The organism is Bacteroidota bacterium, from assembly GCA_016699695.1.
GTDB lineage: Bacteria > Bacteroidota > Bacteroidia > Bacteroidales > UBA10428 > UBA10428.
The window spans coordinates 1,954,194-1,974,993 of sequence record CP065006.1 but is presented as its reverse complement, the minus strand read 5'-3'; the positions used below and the strand labels follow the sequence as shown (position 1 = coordinate 1,974,993).

General features: G+C 40.5%; 19 protein-coding genes, 1 tRNA gene and 1 riboswitch. Of the genes, 8 read left to right on the top strand and 12 right to left on the bottom strand.

Features of this window, described 5'->3' with window-relative positions; genetic code table 11:
* Positions 1 to 135: 135 nt before the first annotated feature.
* On the bottom strand, positions 136 to 993 hold the full coding sequence (lgt, locus tag IPM71_08415; protein ID QQS52742.1) for a prolipoprotein diacylglyceryl transferase: 858 nt from the start codon (positions 991 to 993) through the stop codon (positions 136 to 138).
* Between the two features lie 231 nt (positions 994 to 1,224).
* On the opposite strand from lgt, the gene IPM71_08410 reads away from it, so the two are divergent.
* Entirely contained in the window at positions 1,225 to 3,123 is a 1,899-nt protein-coding gene (locus IPM71_08410) for an Ig-like domain-containing protein (GenBank protein QQS52741.1), read from the top strand.
* Between the two features lie 139 nt (positions 3,124 to 3,262).
* Positions 3,263 to 3,997 carry a hypothetical protein gene (locus IPM71_08405; GenBank protein QQS52740.1) on the top strand — a complete coding sequence of 245 codons (735 nt, stop codon included), beginning with the start codon at positions 3,263 to 3,265 and terminating at the stop codon, positions 3,995 to 3,997.
* Between the two features lie 85 nt (positions 3,998 to 4,082).
* Here the strand turns inward: IPM71_08405 and IPM71_08400 are convergent, their stop codons facing one another.
* Both IPM71_08400 and IPM71_08395 read right to left on the bottom strand, forming a co-directional pair.
* The gene (locus tag IPM71_08400; GenBank protein ID QQS52739.1) at positions 4,083 to 5,168 is read right to left on the bottom strand and encodes a hypothetical protein; all 1,086 of its coding nucleotides are present in this window, start codon (positions 5,166 to 5,168) and stop codon (positions 4,083 to 4,085) included.
* A 9-nt stretch (positions 5,169 to 5,177) separates the two neighbouring features.
* Positions 5,178 to 7,088 (bottom strand): TonB-dependent receptor, encoded by a 1,911-nt coding sequence (locus IPM71_08395; GenBank protein ID QQS52738.1) that lies wholly within the window; start codon positions 7,086 to 7,088, stop codon positions 5,178 to 5,180.
* Positions 7,089 to 7,191: 103 nt separating this feature from the next.
* Positions 7,192 to 7,434, bottom strand: a riboswitch (cobalamin riboswitch).
* Between the two features lie 224 nt (positions 7,435 to 7,658).
* On the opposite strand from IPM71_08395, the gene IPM71_08390 reads away from it, so the two are divergent.
* The 3 genes from IPM71_08390 to IPM71_08380 all read left to right on the top strand — a co-directional run bounded on the left by IPM71_08390 (position 7,659) and on the right by IPM71_08380 (position 9,260).
* Positions 7,659 to 8,393 carry a hypothetical protein gene (locus IPM71_08390; protein ID QQS52737.1) on the top strand — a complete coding sequence of 245 codons (735 nt, stop codon included), beginning with the start codon at positions 7,659 to 7,661 and terminating at the stop codon, positions 8,391 to 8,393.
* A gap of 14 nt (positions 8,394 to 8,407) precedes the next feature.
* Entirely contained in the window at positions 8,408 to 8,977 is a 570-nt protein-coding gene (locus IPM71_08385) for a helix-turn-helix transcriptional regulator (protein QQS52800.1), read from the top strand.
* Positions 8,978 to 9,050: 73 nt separating this feature from the next.
* Entirely contained in the window at positions 9,051 to 9,260 is a 210-nt protein-coding gene (locus tag IPM71_08380; protein QQS52736.1) for a hypothetical protein, read from the top strand.
* Positions 9,261 to 9,305: 45 nt separating this feature from the next.
* Here IPM71_08380 and IPM71_08375 read toward each other — a convergent pair whose 3' ends face one another.
* The 4 genes from IPM71_08375 to IPM71_08360 all read right to left on the bottom strand — a co-directional run bounded on the left by IPM71_08375 (position 9,306) and on the right by IPM71_08360 (position 13,630).
* Positions 9,306 to 9,452: a hypothetical protein gene (locus IPM71_08375; GenBank protein QQS52735.1), complete on the bottom strand. Its 147-nt coding sequence runs from the start codon at positions 9,450 to 9,452 to the stop codon at positions 9,306 to 9,308.
* Positions 9,453 to 9,476: 24 nt separating this feature from the next.
* Positions 9,477 to 9,617, bottom strand: coding sequence for a hypothetical protein (locus IPM71_08370; GenBank protein ID QQS52734.1), 141 nt, complete (start codon positions 9,615 to 9,617; stop codon positions 9,477 to 9,479).
* A 474-nt stretch (positions 9,618 to 10,091) separates the two neighbouring features.
* Positions 10,092 to 11,414: an HlyD family efflux transporter periplasmic adaptor subunit gene (locus IPM71_08365; protein ID QQS52733.1), complete on the bottom strand. Its 1,323-nt coding sequence runs from the start codon at positions 11,412 to 11,414 to the stop codon at positions 10,092 to 10,094.
* 23 nt (positions 11,415 to 11,437) lie between these two features.
* Complete coding sequence (locus tag IPM71_08360; protein ID QQS52732.1) at positions 11,438 to 13,630, bottom strand: peptidase domain-containing ABC transporter; 2,193 nt, start codon at positions 13,628 to 13,630, stop codon at positions 11,438 to 11,440.
* 195 nt (positions 13,631 to 13,825) lie between these two features.
* Here IPM71_08360 and IPM71_08355 point away from each other — a divergent pair, with 195 nt between their 5' ends.
* Complete coding sequence (locus IPM71_08355; protein QQS52731.1) at positions 13,826 to 14,008, top strand: hypothetical protein; 183 nt, start codon at positions 13,826 to 13,828, stop codon at positions 14,006 to 14,008.
* A 33-nt stretch (positions 14,009 to 14,041) separates the two neighbouring features.
* On the opposite strand, the gene IPM71_08350 is transcribed toward IPM71_08355, so the two are convergent.
* Genes IPM71_08350 through IPM71_08340 form a run of 3 tightly spaced genes read right to left on the bottom strand, consistent with a single transcriptional unit; the run spans position 14,042 to position 16,628 of the window.
* Positions 14,042 to 14,800 (bottom strand): LytTR family transcriptional regulator DNA-binding domain-containing protein, encoded by a 759-nt coding sequence (locus IPM71_08350; GenBank protein QQS52730.1) that lies wholly within the window; start codon positions 14,798 to 14,800, stop codon positions 14,042 to 14,044.
* Positions 14,801 to 14,811: 11 nt separating this feature from the next.
* The gene (locus tag IPM71_08345) at positions 14,812 to 15,888 is read right to left on the bottom strand and encodes a histidine kinase (protein QQS52729.1); all 1,077 of its coding nucleotides are present in this window, start codon (positions 15,886 to 15,888) and stop codon (positions 14,812 to 14,814) included.
* 23 nt (positions 15,889 to 15,911) lie between these two features.
* Positions 15,912 to 16,628, bottom strand: coding sequence for a hypothetical protein (locus IPM71_08340; GenBank protein ID QQS52728.1), 717 nt, complete (start codon positions 16,626 to 16,628; stop codon positions 15,912 to 15,914).
* A gap of 179 nt (positions 16,629 to 16,807) precedes the next feature.
* Here IPM71_08340 and IPM71_08335 point away from each other — a divergent pair, with 179 nt between their 5' ends.
* Entirely contained in the window at positions 16,808 to 17,647 is an 840-nt protein-coding gene (locus IPM71_08335; GenBank protein QQS52727.1) for a M48 family metalloprotease, read from the top strand.
* 83 nt (positions 17,648 to 17,730) lie between these two features.
* On the opposite strand, the gene IPM71_08330 is transcribed toward IPM71_08335, so the two are convergent.
* Positions 17,731 to 17,805 (bottom strand) — tRNA-Val (locus tag IPM71_08330).
* 104 nt (positions 17,806 to 17,909) lie between these two features.
* On the opposite strand from IPM71_08330, the gene IPM71_08325 reads away from it, so the two are divergent.
* Positions 17,910 to 18,836 carry a cation transporter gene (locus IPM71_08325; GenBank protein QQS52726.1) on the top strand — a complete coding sequence of 309 codons (927 nt, stop codon included), beginning with the start codon at positions 17,910 to 17,912 and terminating at the stop codon, positions 18,834 to 18,836.
* A 22-nt stretch (positions 18,837 to 18,858) separates the two neighbouring features.
* On the opposite strand, the gene IPM71_08320 is transcribed toward IPM71_08325, so the two are convergent.
* Positions 18,859 to 20,790: a DNA primase gene (locus tag IPM71_08320; protein QQS52725.1), complete on the bottom strand. Its 1,932-nt coding sequence runs from the start codon at positions 20,788 to 20,790 to the stop codon at positions 18,859 to 18,861.
* Positions 20,791 to 20,800: the final 10 nt, after the last annotated feature.

Here is a 20,800-nt window from a genome sequence, read left to right as displayed (position 1 = left end):
GACAGCCCTGGCTGAGGGTTTGGTTGGAAGGCTGTACTGCTCCTTTGGGGCAGACAGCCTTCTCTTTTTAAAGTCTTTTTTATTTTTAGAATGAAAACATTAAGAGCTTCTTCACCAAAGTATCTGGGAGAAGTCTTATTTCCCTTCGGTGGGTTTAGGCTTTCGCCACAGCAAATAAACACCTGCTGCCACAAAAGGTATGCTGAGTATCTGGCCCATATTTAACTTCATGCCTTCTTCGAACGATTCCTGCGCTTCTTTTACAAACTCAATAAAAAAGCGTGCAGAAAAAACAAGTATCAGCAACATGCCAATGAAATATCCATTCTTTAATACTTTGTAGCGCCTTTCGTACTGCACCATCAGAAAAACAAAAATTAACAGGTAAGCTAAAGCCTCATAAATCTGAGTGGGGTGTTTGGGTACTATCTGTTCGGCTGTGGGATAGGGTGGATAGAGCATTTCGCGCATAAAGCGGAAACCCCAGGGCAGGCTGGTTTGTACCCCATAAATTTCGGAATTAAACAAGTTTCCCAAACGAATAAACGCACCAGCCAAGGCGGTCACAATGGCAATTCGGTCGAGGATCCAAAGGTAATTCACCTTAAACTTTCGAGAAAATAACCATAGACCTATTAAAATACCAATGGCACCTCCATGACTGGCAAGTCCCTGAAAACCAGTAAACCTGAAATCGTGTCCGATACGGCCCTCGAAGGGTAAAAATATTTTCAGAGGATTTCTCAGGTAAATATCGGGTTCGTAAAAAACACAATGACCAAAACGAGCACCCAAAATGGTAGCTATTATAATATAAAAGGTAAGTTTGTCGAGCAATTCGAGCTTAATTCCTTCGCGTTTAAAAAAGCGTTGCATAATGTAATAGCCCACAATAAAACCCATTGCGAAAAGAAGGCTATACCAGCGCAATTCAAAGCTTTCGAATTGAAGAATCTGGGGCTTCACATCCCACTGAACAAAATTGACCATCATAATGCTGATTTTTAAGTGCGTGAAGTTAGAGTTAAATTTTTCACAGGACAAGAAATATGTTTGAAACAAATATAAAATTTCTTCAATTTAAAACTTTCAGATATAAGTCCAGGAGTTCAGTTTGTAACTCTCATATAGGAAAAGGACTTTCCTGAATTGGGAAGAAAATAAACACTATTTCCGCAACAAGTTGTATTTTTGAAGTGAGTTAAAAAAGAAAACAATTATCCCTTGAAAAAATATTTCTATTATATCCCATTATTTTTCGTTGTATTAATGGTAACTGCATGTGCCCGCTTAGGCACCCCGCCAGGTGGTCCGGTCGATGAGGATCCGCCGGTGATAACCGGTTCGAAACCTGGAAACTATTCCACCAACTATTCGCGAAACAATGTTTACATAGGCTTTGACGAGTGGGTAACACTGAAAAATCCATTTAGTGAGTTTACTATATCGCCCCCACTCGAAAAAACTCCACTGCCACGTACGCGGGGTAAAGGAGTATTAGTTGAATTGCCTTTGGCCGAATTGGATACTTTTACCTATACCCTTGATTTTGGAGAATCGATTGCCGATAATAACGAAGGTAACCTGCTGCCAAATTTCCAGTTTGTACTTTCGAAAATGGCACACATCGATTCCTTTTCGGTGAGTGGTACCATTGTCGATGCCTTTACCCTTGAGCCAACCAAGGAACCATTGTTTGTTTACCTTCGCAGCAACCTTGCCGATTCGGCCCCTTACTCAATGAAACCCTCCTTTTTGGCAAAGAGCACCCCAAAAGGTGAATTTAAAATCAACCACGTCGCACCTGGCATTTATTCCTTAATGGCTTTGAAAGATGCCAATGCCAACATGATATTTGATATTACCACCGAAGTAATTGCCTTTTATGACGAACCGGTGTGTCTTCTTGCCGATACCTTTCTGCAAATTAAAAACAGAAAAATTACCGAAGAACTGAGCAGAATAGACACTTCCAAATCAATAACCGATTCACTTTCTGCTTCAAACCTATCACATTCCGGTTCCCTATTGCCTGCCGATTCCATTGTGAACGACTCCATCGAAAGGATGGTGTATGGTTTTGCAATCAATTTGTTTTCGTTTACTGAATACACAAAACCAAAACAATATTTAGTGGACTATAAGAGAGAATCTCCCGAAAAATTCAATCTCACTTTTAACGACATTCCCGATTCTTTACCAAAGTTGGAATTGCTGAATCCTAAAGCTTCAGGCGATTGGTACCTGAAAGAATCGAACCCGCGCGGCGATACACTTGTCTTCTGGCTCCCCGACAGCAACCTCATAAAAACCGACAGCCTGCAAATATGCCTTACACATTTCGAAACGGATACCTTAGGTTTGCTGGCAAAGATTTACGATACCTTGTTGTTAAAGTCGCCAAGTTCTGCCGATGCAGCTTCAGGATCGAGTGATAAACGCAAAGGCGGCCTCCGATTGCCTTTTGGTGAAAAGGACGAAATTGCCGACACACTGATCATAAAGGCTCCACGCCTACCCTTAAAAAACAATGTCAATCAGGCTGCCCATCATCTTTATTTGCCTGTAATAATTACTGCTGAAGCGCCTTTGCAGGAATACAATAAGAACCTGATAGAGGTGGTGCGTCTCGAAGACAGCCTTAGTTTTCCTATTAGTTTCAGCCTCGAAGCCGACTCCTCACGACCACGCCAATTGGTTATTGACTTCAGTTACGAACCCTTTACAACCTACCAGGTAAACCTTCACCAGGGAGCAATAACCGACATTTTTGGCCGAACGATTGATTCGACTCAAATTCGCTTTGTGACCCAACGCGACGATTATTACGGAATGGTTGAGTTGAATATGAACAATGTGAATTCGCCTGTTATTGTTCAGCTTTTAACCAGCAAAGATCAGCAAGTGGTAAAGCAGACTATAATTCAGACAAGCGGTAAAGTACAATTCGATTACCTCACACCCGCCACCTATAAATTGAAAGTGATTTTCGACGACAACAACAACGGAACATGGGATACAGGTAACCTGAAAACAAAACAGCAGCCAGAGCGTGTGCTGTATTTTACGAACGAAGCGGAGGTTCGCTCCAACTGGACGAATGAATACGACTGGGAATTATAGGTTCATACTTCTTGTACCACAATCCCAGAACCTGACAGGCTACTTTCTTTGTGGAAAAATGGGTTACATATAAAAGTTAGTACGGAAAAATTGTAAAATTGGTATAACATTTGTTTGCAGAGCAACAACCCTACTACAAATGAAAACACTCAAGTTACTGGCCATTCTTTTTCTCGCTGCATCCTGCGTTCCGCCTCAACAAATTACAAGACTCGAACCTTGTGGTACAAACAATCTCTTCAGCGATCATGGTAAAAATTTTTCCTGGGATAAGAAAGACCAGGTAATCATTTCCGTAGGGTATTCAGGTAAAATAAACAAAGACCAGGTGTTTGAGGTTACCATCGACAACCAATCCGACTCAGCTATTTTCTTCGATCCGGAGCAATCGTACATTTTTTGCTACGATACAAATGCCCAGTTGATTTCCAACTTCCTCTTTTATTCTACTCCGCCAGACAGCGTGCTGCTCGATTACAGCGAAAAAATCGACTCACTGAATAAGAGGGTCATCACCAGTTCAATTTTCAGCATCTTGTTAGGAGTGGCCTATATTGCTGCCGATGTAGCCATAGCCGAAAGTGATCTGTCTCCGGCTACGCGAGATCTCCTGGCGGTTTCGCACATGTCAGGCCAGGCTATTATGGATGCCAGCAGACAGTATAACTTAGAAGAAATGGATAAGATGTCGTACGATCGCGATTATGTGGCAAAAGAAATCATTCGCCGGACACGCATTGAGCCAGGAACCTTTTATACCGGCACCCTTCATTTCAAGGTGCCCGATTCGCCGATGTATAAGCTTTATCTTCCTTTGAACCAGCGGGTGTTCAGTTATCGTTTCAAAACCATAAAAACTGCTACCACTCATTAATTATAAAAGACTGTAAAAGCAAATGGCATAAACACCAAGAGGGAGCAAATTGCTCCCTCTTGGTGTTAAATCCCGAAATCTGTTTTTATCTGGTTCGTTTAAAGGAAGCTCCATTTGGCACCATTCCTACCGCATATTCGCCAAGCTTGTTGCCACTGGTCGAATACCGCATCATTGTTCCGGCACTCACATAGTTGCCGGCATCGAACACAAAAAGCACATCGGATTGTGGGTCGTAAGCAAAACCATAGGCATATTCATCGATAATTTTTGTAATTGACGTTCCGGACTCTGCTGTTTCGTAACTATATATTCCTCCATTTATTCCTCCATCGAAATAGAGCGTTGTTCCATTTTTATCGATCTGCAGGTTCGAAGGATGAGCATGTTCGAATAATTGCACCGTTGAGATTATTTCATACGAAACGGGATCGACCTGATAAATCAAAGAGGCAGATTCTTCCAGCAAGTCGTAGGGCGGATTCCAGTCGTAAACTGCCTTACCGGCGCACAATACCCAGATATTACCCTCCTTGTCTGCAACCATACTTTTGGGATTATATGGAACTACAATGCAATGCTCCACCGAATCGGTAACCGGATTAATTACCGATACTACTGAGTCACTACCAAAAGCTCCACTATTGGCCACAAAAAGCTTTTGGTTCGAAACCAGCATGCGTTCGGGTCCATTGCCTACCTCGATGGCTTTTACTATATCGAGACTATTCAGGTCAACCACTTTGACCGAATTATCTCCCCAGCATGTCAGGTAACCCTTAGCGTGGGTGCTGATAAAATAGCGAGGCGAGGGCAAAGCCTCCAGCACACCCTGTTCTTCAAAAGTAAACCGATTCACAACCTCTAGCTTGTTCGAATTATTTACCACAATATAAGCCTTTTCGCCATCGGCCCAGAGCGACTGAACCACATCGCCAAGAATGCGTTGATTCACCCGGTAGAAAATATCGTTACTTACCGAGTCTCCGTTGTAATAATAAAAACTGACAGAGCCATTGTTTTGTTGAAAAGTACCTTCGTTAACAATGTAAACACCGTTTTCGAACTGACCTTTGGCCAAGGGTTCATCCTTGTCGCAGGAAATGCCCAGAAAAATTAGGGCCGATACAAGCAAAGGCCAGCCAGGAATAACAAATTGATTTTTTTTCATGAGAGTATGTTAAAAGGTTAAATGAATTCCGGTATAATAGCTTCGTAATGCCTGTGCATAGCCCGGTCTGAGCTGATAACTGGTGTTGAACACATTTTTTATTTTAACAGAAACTATCAGTTCGTAGCTTTTAAATTGTAAACGGTAATCGCTATGCCAGTCGGCTAAATAATAAGGATCGAGTATTACCCCTGCATAATTCACAGGCCGCTCGCCAACCATCTGGCTGTATAGCGCTGTTGAAAACGAACTTAAATACAACTGTAGTTTAAGTCCTGCCTTTTGTTGTGGTATATATAATTTTGAAAAATAGTCCGAAGATTGTGCCTGCATCGCTAGAACATGCGCATCGGTATACACATAATCTACCCCCCATACAAACCTGTTTTTCTTCCACTGATAGCTGAGTTGCCCGTTGTATTCCAGTCCGCTCGTTAAACTGTGCTCGTAGTTACCAGGTATCCAGACCCTGTTGCTGTCTTCGGCCCAGAGAATAGCATTGTTCAGTTCAGAACGATAGACTGTAAATTCATGCAAATGAGAAAAAGAGACCTGCCTTTTTTCAAAGATTATGCCCCCCTCTGCACTCCATCCGTTTTCGGGTAAAAGATCCGGGTTACCAGCTGCATAGTTTGTTGGGGCCCAATACAAATCGTTCAAATCGGGCAGGTTGTAAAGCTTAGAAAAAGACGTTTTAAGCAAAATGGAATGGAGTGGTTTGAACTCAGCCCCTGCACCATACACCAAAGGAATGGCATCGGAATCGACCCAGGCCTGGCGCGCTTCGACACTTACCAGAAGTTTCGACTGAATGAGTGAGGCACGGTAAGAACCAAACAAATCGAAATTATTCCTCCGTGGATTGGAACTATACGAAGAAACATCAGCCCGATCGAGGGTATAATTTATTCCAAGGTAAACCGATTGTTGGCGGGTTAGTTTGTAATGCGATTCGAGCTCGTGAATTGAACTGAACGATTTACTAAGAGAGTTGGAATAATTTCCGTTCAATGCCATCAGGTAATCGATACTGTAATAAAGAAAACCACTGCGGTATTTTACAAACCATCGGTTGGCATATTTGCCAGCCGACAGGGCAATATGCAGGTTCTCGTCGGTTTGTTCGTTCGTACCGGGCACAAGGTCGCTGGTTAGCGATGGAATCTGCTTAAAATGATGCGTATACCACACATCGGTTTCTATCAGAAGCGAAGGAGCAGGTTTAAAGGTGTTATGCTGCAAAAGCGAAATAGTCTGATACCCGGCATGTTCCTGCTTTTCGGTTGGATTACCAAAGCGATCCTGATTCACAAACTCAAAATTATTGGCACACGAGAGGTAAGCAATTTTTAGCTGCGAGCCTGCTTTCGGGCTTTTTAGAATTACGTCTGTAAAAAGGCTAAGCGTTTCGAAACTGCCATACTCAGCGCTGGCATTAGCCTTTAAACCGGCCGAATCGAGCCTGAGAGTATTAGAAAGGTATACCAGGCCAGTAGCCGAACCTGTACCATGCCTGGCAGAAGAAGGCCCGGGTTGAATGGCCAGATTATCGAACATAGCGGTGTGTATGTTCGAGAGGTTCTGGTCGCCACTCATGGGCGGTTTGATGTTCAGGCCGTTCCAGATAAAACCTATCTGGTCTGAATTTCCGCCTCGGATTTTAATGCTGCTTACCCCACCTGCACCATAAGAGTTTACTTGCACGATGCTGGTCTGAAGCATCAGGTCGGTTAAAAGCGAATGCTCGTAATGAGCAAGCTGAAGAGAATCGGTTTTTATCAGTTTTGTGCCTGCACTCTGCTGCTCATACCTGATGCCCCTCACTTCTACTGCATCAATAGCAATAAGGGTATCGGCCATTTCGGCCGATAGGCTGAAAGCCCTGATAAGGGTAAAAAATAAAACGATCCTGCGCAACATTACAAATGAATTAGTGCGTGCTAATCATTTGTAACTTTTTGGAGCAAAAGATTATAGATTGTTTTCCAGGCAACCATCATCTGCTTTTCTCCCGAAAGCTACATAATGAAAAATAAAGCATGGCAGGTCTTCTGACTTGTTCCGGATTTTGATGCCTTCCCCCTGTTTTGGTAAAACCTGAAAAAAAGTTTACCGGTGAGTCGGAGTGGCGTGTGATTCAAAAACCTGGTGGCTTTTTACAGCCAGGAACTTACAGCAGCGGGAACTGTTGCCGACTTACACGGCATTCCCTTTTAACCCTTTTACCTCGAAGCGAGGCAGTGGGACCATTGCGGTGCAATTTTAAGTCAAATATTTTTAACCGCCAAAATCAATTTAAAAACTACAAATTCCCTTTTCGAATAAAACCTCCTGCAACTGGCACTGCAACGAAAAAAATAGGGCTCCAATTTTTTTTCTACATGCCAAGCTTGTTAAAACCATACGGTGTCTGCAAGGATTTCGTATTTTTGGGTGCACACCAAGGTATCGGAAATACTTTCCGGTTAAACATCGAAAAATAAACTCAGCATGTTAGTACAAGAATCAACGCGGCTTGCAGATGTAATTCATCACAATTATCTGGTTCTACCTATTCTGAACCGTTTTAATATCCACCTTGGCTTTGGCAACAAAACCGTAAGCGAAATCTGCAAAGAAAGAGAAGTTCATGTTCAGTTTTTCCTCGAAATTGTTAACTCGTTCCTCGACAAAGATTATTTTCCGCAGAGCGAACTGCAGTCATTTCCTTTGAAATACATCATCGAGTACATCAAGCGTTCGCACATATTTTATGTCGACTTTAAAGTGCCCCAGATTGAACAGCTTATAGTCCGGTTGATTGAAAATGCCTCAGCGGATAATAAAAAATCTTATGAACTCATTCAGAATTTCTTTCTCGAATACAAAACTGAACTGTTGGTTCATATCGAGAAAGAAGAGAAAAATGTACATCCCTATGTGCTAAAAATTGACGAGGCCTATCAGAGCGGACAAATCACCGAAGAAATAAAAAAGCTAGTGGAATGCGAACCCATTTCGAACTATGCCGACGACCATGACAATGTCGAAGACAAACTTTTCGACTTAAAAAATCTGGTAATCAAATACCTGCCTCCTGCCCAGGATTATACCCTTTCAAACACCATACTTATTGAACTCTTCCGGCTCGAACGCGACCTGAGCGACCACTCGCGCATCGAAGACAAAGTATTGGTACCAAAGGTGGCAGGCATTGAGGAGAAAATTCTGGGAGGCCGTCGATGAAAAAGGGCGGAATAATGGTAATAGTGCATACAGTGCTTTTTAAGCCTGCCCTTAAGCAGCTGATGGGAGAATTGAATATTACTGAACCCCTTGACTTTAATTATAGTCTGGCAGATTGCCTCAATGGCAATTGCCAACCCGAGTACCTGGTAATTGAAATGGCTTGTCTTACTTCCCCTGCCTCTTTCACGCTGGAGCGGTTGCGAAAAAAAATTCCCCGGTGTAAAATCATGCTTATCTGTGCCGAATGCATGCCGGACAACATCGGTGCCTATGTGGATGAAAACATCGCCCTGAACGAGGACGAAACGAAGATAAACTCGAAACTTCAAAGTTTCTTTTCCAAAATTGCAACCAGCGAGTCGGGCGATAACACCCTTAGCGAACGAGAAAAAGAAGTAATAAAATTGGTAGCCATTGGTAAAACCAATAAAGAAATCAGCGATACGCTCTTTATCAGCCCGCACACGGTAATCACACATCGCAAAAACATTACTGCCAAGCTTGGAATAAAAACCATTGCCGGATTAGTGGTCTATTCGGTATTAAATGGCCTCATCGATCCGGACCAGGTAAACCGTTAATCAGAATTTTCATTCTGCCCCGCTGTAAAATAATAAAAGGTTGTAACTTAAAGTTAAAATCAAGGATGCGTTTATGAGTCGTTCGAAATTCTTACTCATTGTACTTTTATTTTTTGGCACAAAGCTATTTGCTCAAACCCCTGTCGATTCAATCTTAAAAGTCCTGAACCACAGCGATGACTCTTCTAACTTTTTACTCTACACCCAATTAATTGCTAATTACACCAAGGCAAACCCCGACAGTGCACTGCTGTTTTGCCAGGAGGCACATGACCAGGCATAAAAAAAGGGAGCACAATGGCTCCCTCTTCTAAATCTTTAGGGCAAACTAGTTCACAACTTCACCCAGTTCGCTACCAGCTTTGAATTTTACAACCCTAGTGGGTTTTCCTTCTGCTTCTCCGCCTCTAACTTTATTCATTTGGTCGTGAGAGAGTTTTTGTAATTCGCTGGATGTTTTTTGTAACTTTTTCATTTTACGTGAGATTTAAGTTAATAATTATCCCTTTTTTGTTGTATCTGCAAGGGAAGCACGTCCACTCTTAGAGGGTTTTCCTTCTTCTTCTCCGCCTCTAACTCTATTCATTTGGTCGTGAGAGAGTTTTTGTAATTCGCTGGATGTTTTTTGTAACTTTTTCATTGTAAGTAAGATTTTGGTTATTAATTATTCAAAAAAACTTTATTTGTAATATTTTGTTAAAAATCAAATCTATAAAAGTATTTTAAATTAGCAAAACTAAATGTCAACTATAAAAATTGGGCATAACACTAATTTAGTAATTTATAACTGACTATAGTTCATAAAGTTGAGAAGTGATCGCATATTGTCTTAAGTGATGCACTACTCTTTATATTTAAATTAAATACAATACGAATAAATCGATTAAAATGTTTCTGATGCTTTTACAATACCCTTTATGCTATTACTAAGATTATTCAAGTAACCTGAAATCGACAAGAAAAGCTGGCCAGGGAAAATATTACCCCTGCAAATTGTATAAGGCGAATGATACATCAAAAACTCTCCGCCAACCTATTTACAATTATCGGGCAACAATACCCTATAGAAACTAGCAATAGTATTGCCCTGATTGTAGAAATAAGATAAAAGAAACTATCGTATTTGCTTATTATATATTGCTTTAAGGGGGTAAAGAATTCTTTCTGCCAGGGAAAGATCTTCTGTAATTATTTCAGCAACCCCTTGCATATTTTGCCTGAAGGGTAATAATATGTCGTAATTAGTTTTCAGAGAATCGGGCAATAGAATTGTGCCTATATAAACAGAATCTGGGACGGTGGAGAGGGCAGCGAGCCTGCATACGACCATGCCAAATTCATTATAAGGGTAATCTGTAAATTTCAAATTGACCAATTGTTGGGGTTTTACTTTACCCGAACTTTGCAAAGGAATGTAAATCCTGCCAACGATAGCTGATTTGCCTGAAGGCACCACAGTCATTATATGTTGTCCTTGTAAAATGTTCTGGTTTACCTGCCATATTTTGGAAAAGGCAATCACCCCATCAATAGGGCTGATAATGCAAAAATCATTTTCCCATGAAGAAACTTTGCCGATTAAATTATTTAAGTTCTGTTTGATCTGAGACAGAAGTTCAGCTTCTGTCTCCAATTTACTTTTTTCTAACTCAATCAGGTCTTGTTGATAATCAGAAAGAGTGAGCTTAACATTGGACAATTGTATTTCTGCATTGGTCTGAGCAATTTTTTGATTTATTAGTTCCTTTTGAGAGTTTTCGTAATTCAGAGCTGAAATATAATCATTACTATATAGAACTGAATCACGCTTAAACGAACTATTTGCCAATCGAAGGTTCTCTTTTGAAGTGGCCACCTGATGAGATAACAATGTAATGTGCGTACGCAAATCCTTAATTTTTTTATTGATATGCTTTTCCTGTGCAGTATAAGTATCAATATTTTTGAAGTTCTGATACTCTTCAATCGACTTCATATAAGTTGAAAGAGGATCATATAATTGGCCATACCTGCAAACAGGCTTATTAATAGTAGCCCAAATGCGAGAAATATCTAGAGGATTTTTGTCTATTTTAACCAAGGAATCTATTGCCAGGTAACCCTCATAATTGACAGGATTTTCTATAATTGCAAGTAGCTGATTGACCTTTACTGAGTCGCTATCGGCAACAAATATGTATTGTACTTTACCTGTAGATTTAGCCAATAAGAAAGCGGGCGGGTTTGTGGTTTGTATAAAAAACTCACCTTCTATTACATCAGGGTATCTAAAAACGATTGAAAAAATTATTAATCCGATGATTATGAGCGTAATGATGGAAATGCCAAATCGTACTATCCTGCTTGGAATAATCCCAATTATTTCATTTACCTCCTCACTGCGCAACTGGATAAGCCCAAAATCATCATTGTTAGCTTTACTATTATTATTTTCCATAAAATCAAACGCTTCTAGTCCAATTATTTTCCTAATTCAAGCTGGTTTTTTACCAATCTAAAGTAGGCACCTTCTAATTCTACTAATTCACTATGAGTGCCTGTTTCAATTATCTGTCCACGATCCAAGACAATTATTTGGTCGGCATTTTTCACGGTGCTTAAGCGGTGAGCCACTACCACAACTGTTTTGCCTTTGAAGAACTGATTTAGATTTTCCATAATAATTTTCTCATTGTTGGTATCTAATGCGTTAGTAGCCTCATCCAAGAAAATGAAATCTGGATCTTTATATACAGCTCTGGCAATGAGAATACGCTGTTTTTGCCCTTGACTTAACCCACTGCCTTCCTGCCCTATTTTTGTATTGAAACCTAATGGCAGCGTATCGATAAACTCATGAACATTGGCAATTTTAGAAGCATAGGATAATTTCTTCTTATCAATTATCTCATCCCCCATGGAAATATTCTTGGCAATTGTATCTGTAAAAATAAAGCCATCCTGCATCACAACCCCACATCTACTGCGCCACCACCCCTGATTAAACAGTTTTATATTTGTCTCGCCAACTTTAATTTCGCCCAAACTTGGCTCATAAAAACTAAGTAACATTTTAATGAGTGTGGTCTTTCCACTGCCACTAGTTCCAACAATTGCAGTCACTTTCTGAGCAGGTATATTGAAACTAATATTATTGAGCACTTTTGGAGAATGAGGTCCTTCGTAATGAAAGGTTAAATTATTAATATTTAAATCCTTAGCTCCGATAAACTCAGACAAATGTTCTTCTTTTAGGTTTACCTCATCTTCTTTCTTATGAATCTCATTTAGACGTTCCAGGCTAATTTTTGCATCCTGAGCTGAATGGGCAAAATAGATTATATCATTTATGGGGCTATATAACTGTCCTAATATGTATTGCACCGACAGTAACATACCAAGTGTCATTTCTCCATTCACCACTGCTGTGGCAGCAAGAATTGTAATAATAATATTTTTAGTTTCATTGAAGAACAACCCACCTAACTTTTGATACTGACTAAGAGATAAACTCTGAACATTGATATGAAAAAGCCTGGCTTGTATTCGTTCCCACTCCCAACGTTTCTGTTTTTCGCAATTATTGAGTTTAATCTCTTGCATTCCAGTAATAAGTTGTATGAGATTGCTTTGTTCGGAAGACATTTGGGCAAATCGTTTATAGTCAATAGTGCGACGTCTCTTCATAAACAACCATACCCAAACAAAATATAAAAGACTACCAATGGTAAAAACCATAAATATTTGTAGGCTATAATAAGCCAAGACTCCACCAAACAAGACAATATTAAATAAAGAAAAAAGAACAGTTAACGATTGGTTAGTTAGAAATTCTTCTATTCTGGAATGATCTTCTATACGTTGAATAATATCTCCAGTCATTTTAGTGTCAAAAAAACGAATAGGCAATCGCATTAGTTTAATAAGAAAATCACTAATTAGGGAAATGTTAATGCGGGTACTTACATGAAGAATTATCCAAGACCGTATGAATTCCATACTCAATCGACTTATAAATAGCATAAGTTGTGCAATGAGTATTAGCCAGATAAAACTGATATTATGAGTGTTTATACCAATATCAACAATCGCTTGTGTAAGAAAAGGAAAAAACAGCTGAAGAATACTTCCTACTAAAAACCCTAAGAACAATTGAATAATAAACTTTTTATGCGGCTTTAGGTATTTAAACAAAAATGAAAACCCGGATTTGTCGGGATCTTCATTTTCAATATTATAAAAGTTGGGTGTAGGCTCTAAAATAAGACAGATTCCCACTGGCAAATCATTAGATTCAGTGCTTGCCCAGCATTTAATAAACTCAGCTTTAGTATAAACAACCTTGCCATAAGCTGGATCAGCTACATATACTTTTTCATTCTTAATAGCATAAACTACCACGTAATGATTTTGATTCCAATGGGCAATTAAAGGCAGTGTTACCTCTTGTTCCAATCTATCAAAACCAACCCTAATACCCATGGTACGAAAACCAATGCTTTCTGCAGCCTCACTAATACTAAGCAGGGAGACTCCAGTGCGTGTAATGTTGCACCTTTCTCGAAGTGTTTCCAGATTAATGTGGCGCTTATAATGTTTGGTAACCATCTGTAGACAGGTAGGTCCACAATCCATGGCGTCTAATTGGCGAATAAAATGAAAATCATTTTTCATTTAACATCAATTGAATTAATGTTTAACATTTAGCCATTTAAATTTGATTCGTTAAATGGGTTACCTTTTCGAAAGCTTGTAAATATAATATACATGTTTGTATTTTGATTCTGTTGAACGAAAACGATATTAGAACACATTAAGTAAAGTATCTTCAATTGGACGTTTAAATCCATTTACTTTTTTTAGATCATCTTGTGCCATAACGGACCAGACGGTAAAAAATTCGGGAATTCACGTTTCGAAGAATTTTTACAACAACAGCATTCCTGTCCGATGTTGCAGCAGCAATCGGCACTTGATGGTTTATGGAATGACTGGAAAAAGGAGAAGGAACAAATAGACGATGTGATTGTACTGGGTATAAAACTTGTTTAGTATAGTGAAAATAGAAACTCAAAGCCAAAAGTTCTAAAAATTAAGTTTTTCCTTCAACGATTTTAATCCGCTCTTGCTTATTTTTATGGCAGTAGCGTCTTTAAGCCGCACCACATAACTGTCCTTTCCATAAGGTTCGAGCTGGTTCACCTGGTCGATGCGCACGATATACGAACGGTGTACGCGCAGGAAGTCGTTGCTGTCCAGGTTATCTTCGAAATATTTCATGGTACCCTGTTTCAGGTGTTTTCCTTCGGTGGTGTAAAGCATCACATAATCGTCCTGTGCCTCGAGGTATTTAATTTTACTTACCGGAATGACATGTATTTTATGGTTGCTTTTTACCACCACCCTTTCGAGGGTTTCGGTAATTGGTTGCTGCGCCAGTTTAGAATAGACCACACTACTGTTTGTATGTGGCCGTGTACGCCGCCGGTCGATAGCTTTTTGAATAGCTTCAAAAAAGCGTTCTTTCGAAAAAGGTTTTAAAAGGTAATCGATGGCATTGAGCTCAAAGGCCTGAATGGCAAATTGGTTGTAGGCAGTAGTAAAAATTATTTCGGGCCGGTTGGCGGAGTCAATTATTTCAAGCATTTCGAACCCGTTGAGTTTGGGCATTTGGATGTCGAGGAAAACCAGGTCGGGCTTTTGCTCGTTGATTGTCTTTGCGCCTTCGAACCCATTTTCACATTCGGCAACCAACTCCACAAGGTCTATTTCTTTCAGGTAGTTTTTTACCACCTCGCGACCCAATTCTTCGTCTTCGATTATCACCGTCCTTAACTTTTCCATAGCTTGTTCTTTTACAATTCAATTACCGGTTTTTCTTTCTCAGTTTGTGGAAAACGAATTACCACTTCGAACTTGTTTTCGGTTTTATGTATTTTGAGTAATTCGTCGCTACCATAAAGTATGCGCATACGGCTCATTACATTGCGCAAACCGATACCTGCACCTTTTTTTACCAAAAAATCCGGATCGTAATCGTTGCGCACAACAACTTCCAGCATATTATCTACCTGGCGGCTTTCGATGCTGATTTCTGTTTGATCAATGCTTTCGTAAACGCCATATTTTACAGCATTTTCAATAATAGGCTGAAGAATAAGACCAGGCAACTCGTGTTTAAGCGAACTACCCGAAATGTGCTTTTCCACATGCAGGCGCTTTCCAAAACGGATTTTCTCAATTTTTAGGTACCGTTCGATGTTATTAAGTTCGTCTTCGAAACTGGTGAGTATTTCATTTTTAGTTGAAAGCGAATAGCGCAAAAATTCCGATAGGTTGATGACCATCTCTTGTGCTTTTTCTGGCCTGATCATTGTAAGCGAGCTGATAGAATTTAGGCTATTAAATAAAAAATGTGGATTAATCTGAGCTTTCAGAGAATTCAATTCCGACTCCTTCACAAGGGCTTTTAACTCCGACTCGCGGGTAAGCTTCTCCTTAAAATTCTGGTAATAAATTAGCAGGTAATAGTTCGATATCAATAAAATATAAAAAAGAAAACCAAAGCCTATTCTCCAGGGCAAAGTATTTTGAAGATGCTGCACATAATCAGGCATCTGACTAAACAAGCTTGTCAATACCAGATAACTCAACCAAAGCCAAAGTGCAACGGCAAGTGAACTCGAAGCCAGGTGGTTGGTAATAAAATTGGTAATCTTGTTTTTTTCCAGGTCGGTATAATATACCGGATACCAGATACCAATTCCAATAATAGCGTAAAGCGAATTGAATATGGCACTTTCACCAATCGAGACCCACAGGCTGCCCGGATAAAAGTATAAAACAATAGCAACCTGTGTGAAGGCAATAAGCAGCCAGGCCGATAAATAAGCCAGCGAGTATTTCCTGTTTTTTAGTATTGGATTCAGCATGGGTTCCCCGATAGAAGCATTGGTTAATAGCTTTTTATTTCGCCACCACCAAAAATTACAAAACCCTTTATAATCAGTTCTGGTTCGCCTTCTTTCGATTCATCAGGGGTATGCACACGATGCTTGTCGCTAAATCCTCCAAAAATCGATATGGCACTTACCTTCACATTCCAGTTCTCAGGAACAATTAACTTAAACCCGCCAAACAGGATCAATACATCGAAATAGTTTTTACCCGGCAACAGCTTCGATCGCGTAAGGTTAAAATTTGACCCACCGAAAATGGCTAGCATTTTTCCGCCGCTGAAGCTATCGCTCACAATGGTACGATCGCCGCCTCCGAAAATAGCTACCTCATCAATGGTATCTATACCTTCTTTTTTCTCACGATAATGCCTTTCACAATGCACCGGATTTTTTCGCTTCATTAAAATAAATATTCCGGCTAAAATGAAAGCAGAGGCCACAAATAACTGCCAGAAATTAAAGCCATAAGGCAATTCAATGTAGTTACGAAGGTAGAGGCCGCCGCCAATTAGTAGCAACAAATAACCCGGACCATTGCCTTCGTGTGAAAAGACATTGATAAGTCCAAAGGCTATCAGTATCATCTCCCACCTGAAAATGTATTCGCTGATAAAATAATCATATACTCCAAGATTGCGCATTAAAAGCAAGGCTCCAACTACCAATACAATTAATCCAACAATCACCCTTTTTTTGGTATTACTTCTTTCCATTTTTTTATGCTTAAAATTACCTTCCAAAAGTAAGGGCCAACTCCCTTACTCAAAACACAATATCGGCCAAGCGGTGTTAATTATCGGCAAACTAGCTGAAAGAAAAACAAATCTAAAAAAGCTATCAGTAACAATTTTAACTTATTTTCGTTACTACAAGAAATTTATTGCTTAAAAAGATGAAAAAAATATTACTCCATTCCGCAATGCTTATCGGCTTAGCTTTGTCGGTATCTAATTGCGACAAAGAAAGAGGCTTTATCATTATGCCCCTCTCTCAGGAAGTAGACCTGGGCGAACAACTCGACAGCACCATTCGGGCCAATCCGAGCGAGTATCCTGTGCTGGATCCTTCGCAGAATGCGGCTGCCTATGCTTACCTGCAAACTATTGTTGATGACATTTTGGACAATACCGAAGAACCTTTGAAATACAAAGACAAATTCGATTGGAAACTCACTATCATTAACAAAAACGAGCTCAATGCTTTTGCAGCCCCAGGAGGGTACCTTTATTTCTATACCGGATTGTTAAAATACCTCGACAATGCCTCGAATGTGGCTGGTGTAATGGGGCATGAAATGGCCCATGCCGATTTAAGGCATGCTGCCCAGCAAATGCAAAAAGCCTATGGAGTAAACTTTGCTGCCTCTATTCTTTTTGGTACTGATAAATCGCAACTCGAGCAAATACTTTCTGACGTAGGTTCAGGTCTTGCATCCTTGCAATTTAGCCGCGAAGACGAATACCAGGCCGATGCATTTTCGGTGCGCTATCTTGCGGGCACTGAAGCACTCAGCAACAATTACGATGCGAAATACGATCCCCGAGGAGTAGCCGGTTTTTTCGAAAAACTCGAAGGGGAAGGAAAAGAGGGCGAATCGTGGGAATTTTTAAGTACCCACCCTTCGGGCTCTAACAGAGTTGATGAAATTGATAAAGTATGGCAAAGTCTTGGAAGCCCAACCGGACAAACATTCGACAGTGAATACCAGTCTTTTAAAGCATTGTTGCCCTAAACAAAGAGTCATTAAAATAGTAATCCCGACAATAAAAAATTGCCGGGATTTTTTCGATAAAAGAATAAGATGTAAAAGAGTTGTGGGCATTACTGGATTCGAACCAGTGACCCCTACCCTGTCAAGGTAGTGCTCTAAACCAACTGAGCTAAATGCCCAACTAATTTTGCAAATATATACATTTCTCTCTTTGATTGAATTCCATAGATAGTTTGTATTTTCGAAAAGTTTTTTGAATTCCTACATTCCCCAAAAAATTATCATGGACGAAAAAAAAAGAATAAAAGCCATACAAACTGCCTCGTGGATAGGCATAGGGGGTAATACCCTGCTTGCACTTGCAAAAATTACTACAGGTTTCTGGTCAGGCAGTATGTCGGTGCTAGCCGATGGCATTGATTCAGCGGGCGATGTGGTATCGGCAACACTTATACTTTACATCGCTACACTCCTCTCCAAACCTCCCAGCCTCAAATTTCCTTATGGTTTTGCCAAAGCCGAAACCAATGCCACCAATTTGCTGGCCTTTATTATTTTCATTGCTGGTATGCAACTGGCTATAGTCTCGATAAAAAAACTGCTTTCAGGCACCAGCGATGCACTTCCCGAAACCTTTGCCATTTATGTGCTTTGCTTTTCAATTGCAGGTAAATTTCTGCTGGCCTTCTATCAGCGATATATGGGTAAAAAAGTGAACAGTGGCATGTTACTGGCCACTGCTAAAAACATGCAAAGCGATGTACTCATCTCCTTTTCGGTATTAGTCGGATTAATTTTCACCCATGTGTTTCAATTGCCCATGTTAGATCCAATCGCAGCGCTTTTGGTAAGTCTTTGGATTTTGTGGGTAGCTATACGAATATTCTTACAAACCAATGTTGAATTGATGGATGGCAATGTGGACAAGGAAATTTATGAGAAAGTCTTTCAGCTGCTCGATTCCATCGAAGGAGTTAAAAACCCGCATCGCTTGCGAATCAGAAAAATAGGACCAAAAAAGAATATCAATATCGACATCGAAATGGATGGGCAGATGACCCTTGCAGAAGCACACCGTATTTCGCATTGTGCAGAAAACCTGCTAAAAAAAGAAATTCCTGATGTATTTGATGTGGCCATTCACATTGAACCCGAAGGCGAACACCTCGAAGAAAAAAACATAGGAATATCGCGAAAAGGCTTGCTTTAGCCGAACCGCGGTTGCAGGAAGCCTATAAAATAATCCTATCGCCCAACTCTTTACTAATGCTTTTCTTTAGCTCGTTAAGCAAGGTAAATTTTTGCATTAATAATTCAATCGATTCCCGGTCGTGCCTGTCCTGGGCACTCTGAATTTCGTCTTGTGTTTCGGAAAGCAGGAGATGGAGTTTTTTATTTTTAAAGGAAGTCACTAATTCCGGCACGATACTTTTTAGTTTCATCTCTTCCGTTTCCAGCTTTACATCGTGCTTGCTCCATAGTACACTCATCTGCTCATCGTAGCTGGTAGTCATCATTTCAACGGCGGTCGAGGTAATTTCGATGTCTTCGTTCATTACCAGGTAATTGTTATCGATGCGCATTTTGCGGTCGACCCAGCCGGTTATTGTTTCGAAAATTCGCCGATAAACCGGATGAAGAAATTCGAGGCTGTCTTCACGAAGTTCATTCACCACGTATTGTGCCACGCTCACTGATTCTTCACCAATCAGTAGTTCGCTGTTTCCGAAATTCAGCAATACTCGCATAATGTCGTACTCATGCTTAAACTCATGACCCAGGTTAAGTACAATCTCGCCCGATTGCTGAACAGAAGCATTTTGGGGTTGGGTGGGTTTGTACCGTCTTTCCTGTTCCTGGTATTTAGTGCGGCGAATTTTATAAGTTTCGTCGTAAAGAATTTTCTCCTCGATATCCATAAGTTTGCTGCACTCACGCAAATACACGCTGCGCACTATGGAATCGGGGATCACGGCAATGGTCTTTACAATTTCGCTGATAAGTCGTGCCCGTTTAATCGGATCGTTCTCAGCATCCTTTATCAATAAACGGGTTTTAAAGCGAATAAAATCGCTTTCGTTCTTTTCGATAAACTCAAAAAACTCGGTATGGCTATGGGAGCGGGCAAAGGAATCGGGATCTTCGCCTTCGGGCAAGAGCAGTACTTTAACGTTCATGCCTTCTTCGAGTATGAGGTCGATACCCCGCAAAGAGGCCTTGATGCCCGCCTCATCGCCATCGTAAAGCACTGTTATGTTTTTTGTAAACCGTTTAATCAGCCTTATCTGCTCGGCGCTAAGGGCAGTACCCGACGAGGCTACTACGTTTTCGATACCTGCCTGGTGCAGACTGATGACATCGGTATAACCCTCGACCAAAAAACAACTGTCGTGTTTGATAATGGCTTGGCGGGCATAATACAAACCATAAAGCAGGTGACTTTTATGGTATATTTCCGATTCGGGCGAATTGAGGTACTTGGCTGTTTTTTCGTCTTTCTTGAGTACACGTCCGCCGAAACCAACAACCTGCCCAGATAAACTATGTATTGGAAAAATTACACGGCCCGAAAACCGGTCGAAACGGTAATTATTTTTTTCGATCGACAAACCTGTTTTTAGGAGGTATTCGAGCTTGTATCCTTTTTCAAGTGCAAGATTGGTAAAGGCATCGCGGGCTTCGAGCGAATAGCCCAGCTGAAATTTTTCGATGGTACTTTCCCTAAATCCACGTTCCTTAAAATAAGCCAACCCGATGGCTTTTCCTTCGTCGCGCTTCCAAAGCCATTCGGTAAACTGATTGCGGGCAAAATCAGTAGCAGCCAATAGGCTTTCACGCTCGTTTCGTTCCTTTACATCCTCCGAAGTAAGTTCCTTTTCAACAATCTCGATGTTGTATTTTTTCGCGAGGTATTTAAGCGCTTCGGGGTACGAAAGCCTTTCGTGCTCCATTAAAAACTTGACCGAATTGCCACCCAATCCGGAACTAAAACATTTAAAAATTCCTTTCGAAGGGCTTACAAAAAACGAGGGTGTTTTCTCGCTCGAAAAAGGACTTAGTCCCTTGTAGTTAGTGCCCGATTTTTTAAGTTTCACAAAATCGCTGATTACCTCAACAATATCGGCAGTGGCAAAAATTCGATCAACGGTTTCGCGATTTATCATGAAATAGATT

Excerpts from the sequence above, each read along its gene's own strand:
- lgt (QQS52742.1), bottom strand. The coding sequence starts at position 993 with ATGATGGTCAATTTTGTTCAGTGGGATGTGAAGCCCCAGATTCTTCAA.
- IPM71_08405 (QQS52740.1), top strand. The coding sequence starts at position 3,263 with ATGAAAACACTCAAGTTACTGGCCATTCTTTTTCTCGCTGCATCCTGC.
- IPM71_08400 (QQS52739.1), bottom strand. The coding sequence starts at position 5,168 with ATGAAAAAAAATCAATTTGTTATTCCTGGCTGGCCTTTGCTTGTATCG.
- IPM71_08395 (QQS52738.1), bottom strand. The coding sequence starts at position 7,088 with ATGTTGCGCAGGATCGTTTTATTTTTTACCCTTATCAGGGCTTTCAGC.
- IPM71_08390 (QQS52737.1), top strand. The coding sequence starts at position 7,659 with ATGTTAGTACAAGAATCAACGCGGCTTGCAGATGTAATTCATCACAAT.
- IPM71_08385 (QQS52800.1), top strand. The coding sequence starts at position 8,408 with ATGGTAATAGTGCATACAGTGCTTTTTAAGCCTGCCCTTAAGCAGCTG.
- IPM71_08380 (QQS52736.1), top strand. The coding sequence starts at position 9,051 with ATGAGTCGTTCGAAATTCTTACTCATTGTACTTTTATTTTTTGGCACA.
- IPM71_08375 (QQS52735.1), bottom strand. The coding sequence starts at position 9,452 with ATGAAAAAGTTACAAAAAACATCCAGCGAATTACAAAAACTCTCTCAC.
- IPM71_08370 (QQS52734.1), bottom strand. The coding sequence starts at position 9,617 with ATGAAAAAGTTACAAAAAACATCCAGCGAATTACAAAAACTCTCTCAC.
- IPM71_08365 (QQS52733.1), bottom strand. The coding sequence starts at position 11,414 with ATGGAAAATAATAATAGTAAAGCTAACAATGATGATTTTGGGCTTATC.
- IPM71_08360 (QQS52732.1), bottom strand. The coding sequence starts at position 13,630 with ATGAAAAATGATTTTCATTTTATTCGCCAATTAGACGCCATGGATTGT.
- IPM71_08350 (QQS52730.1), bottom strand. The coding sequence starts at position 14,800 with ATGGAAAAGTTAAGGACGGTGATAATCGAAGACGAAGAATTGGGTCGC.
- IPM71_08345 (QQS52729.1), bottom strand. The coding sequence starts at position 15,888 with ATGCTGAATCCAATACTAAAAAACAGGAAATACTCGCTGGCTTATTTA.
- IPM71_08340 (QQS52728.1), bottom strand. The coding sequence starts at position 16,628 with ATGGAAAGAAGTAATACCAAAAAAAGGGTGATTGTTGGATTAATTGTA.
- IPM71_08335 (QQS52727.1), top strand. The coding sequence starts at position 16,808 with ATGAAAAAAATATTACTCCATTCCGCAATGCTTATCGGCTTAGCTTTG.
- IPM71_08325 (QQS52726.1), top strand. The coding sequence starts at position 17,910 with ATGGACGAAAAAAAAAGAATAAAAGCCATACAAACTGCCTCGTGGATA.
- IPM71_08320 (QQS52725.1), bottom strand. The coding sequence starts at position 20,790 with ATGATAAATCGCGAAACCGTTGATCGAATTTTTGCCACTGCCGATATT.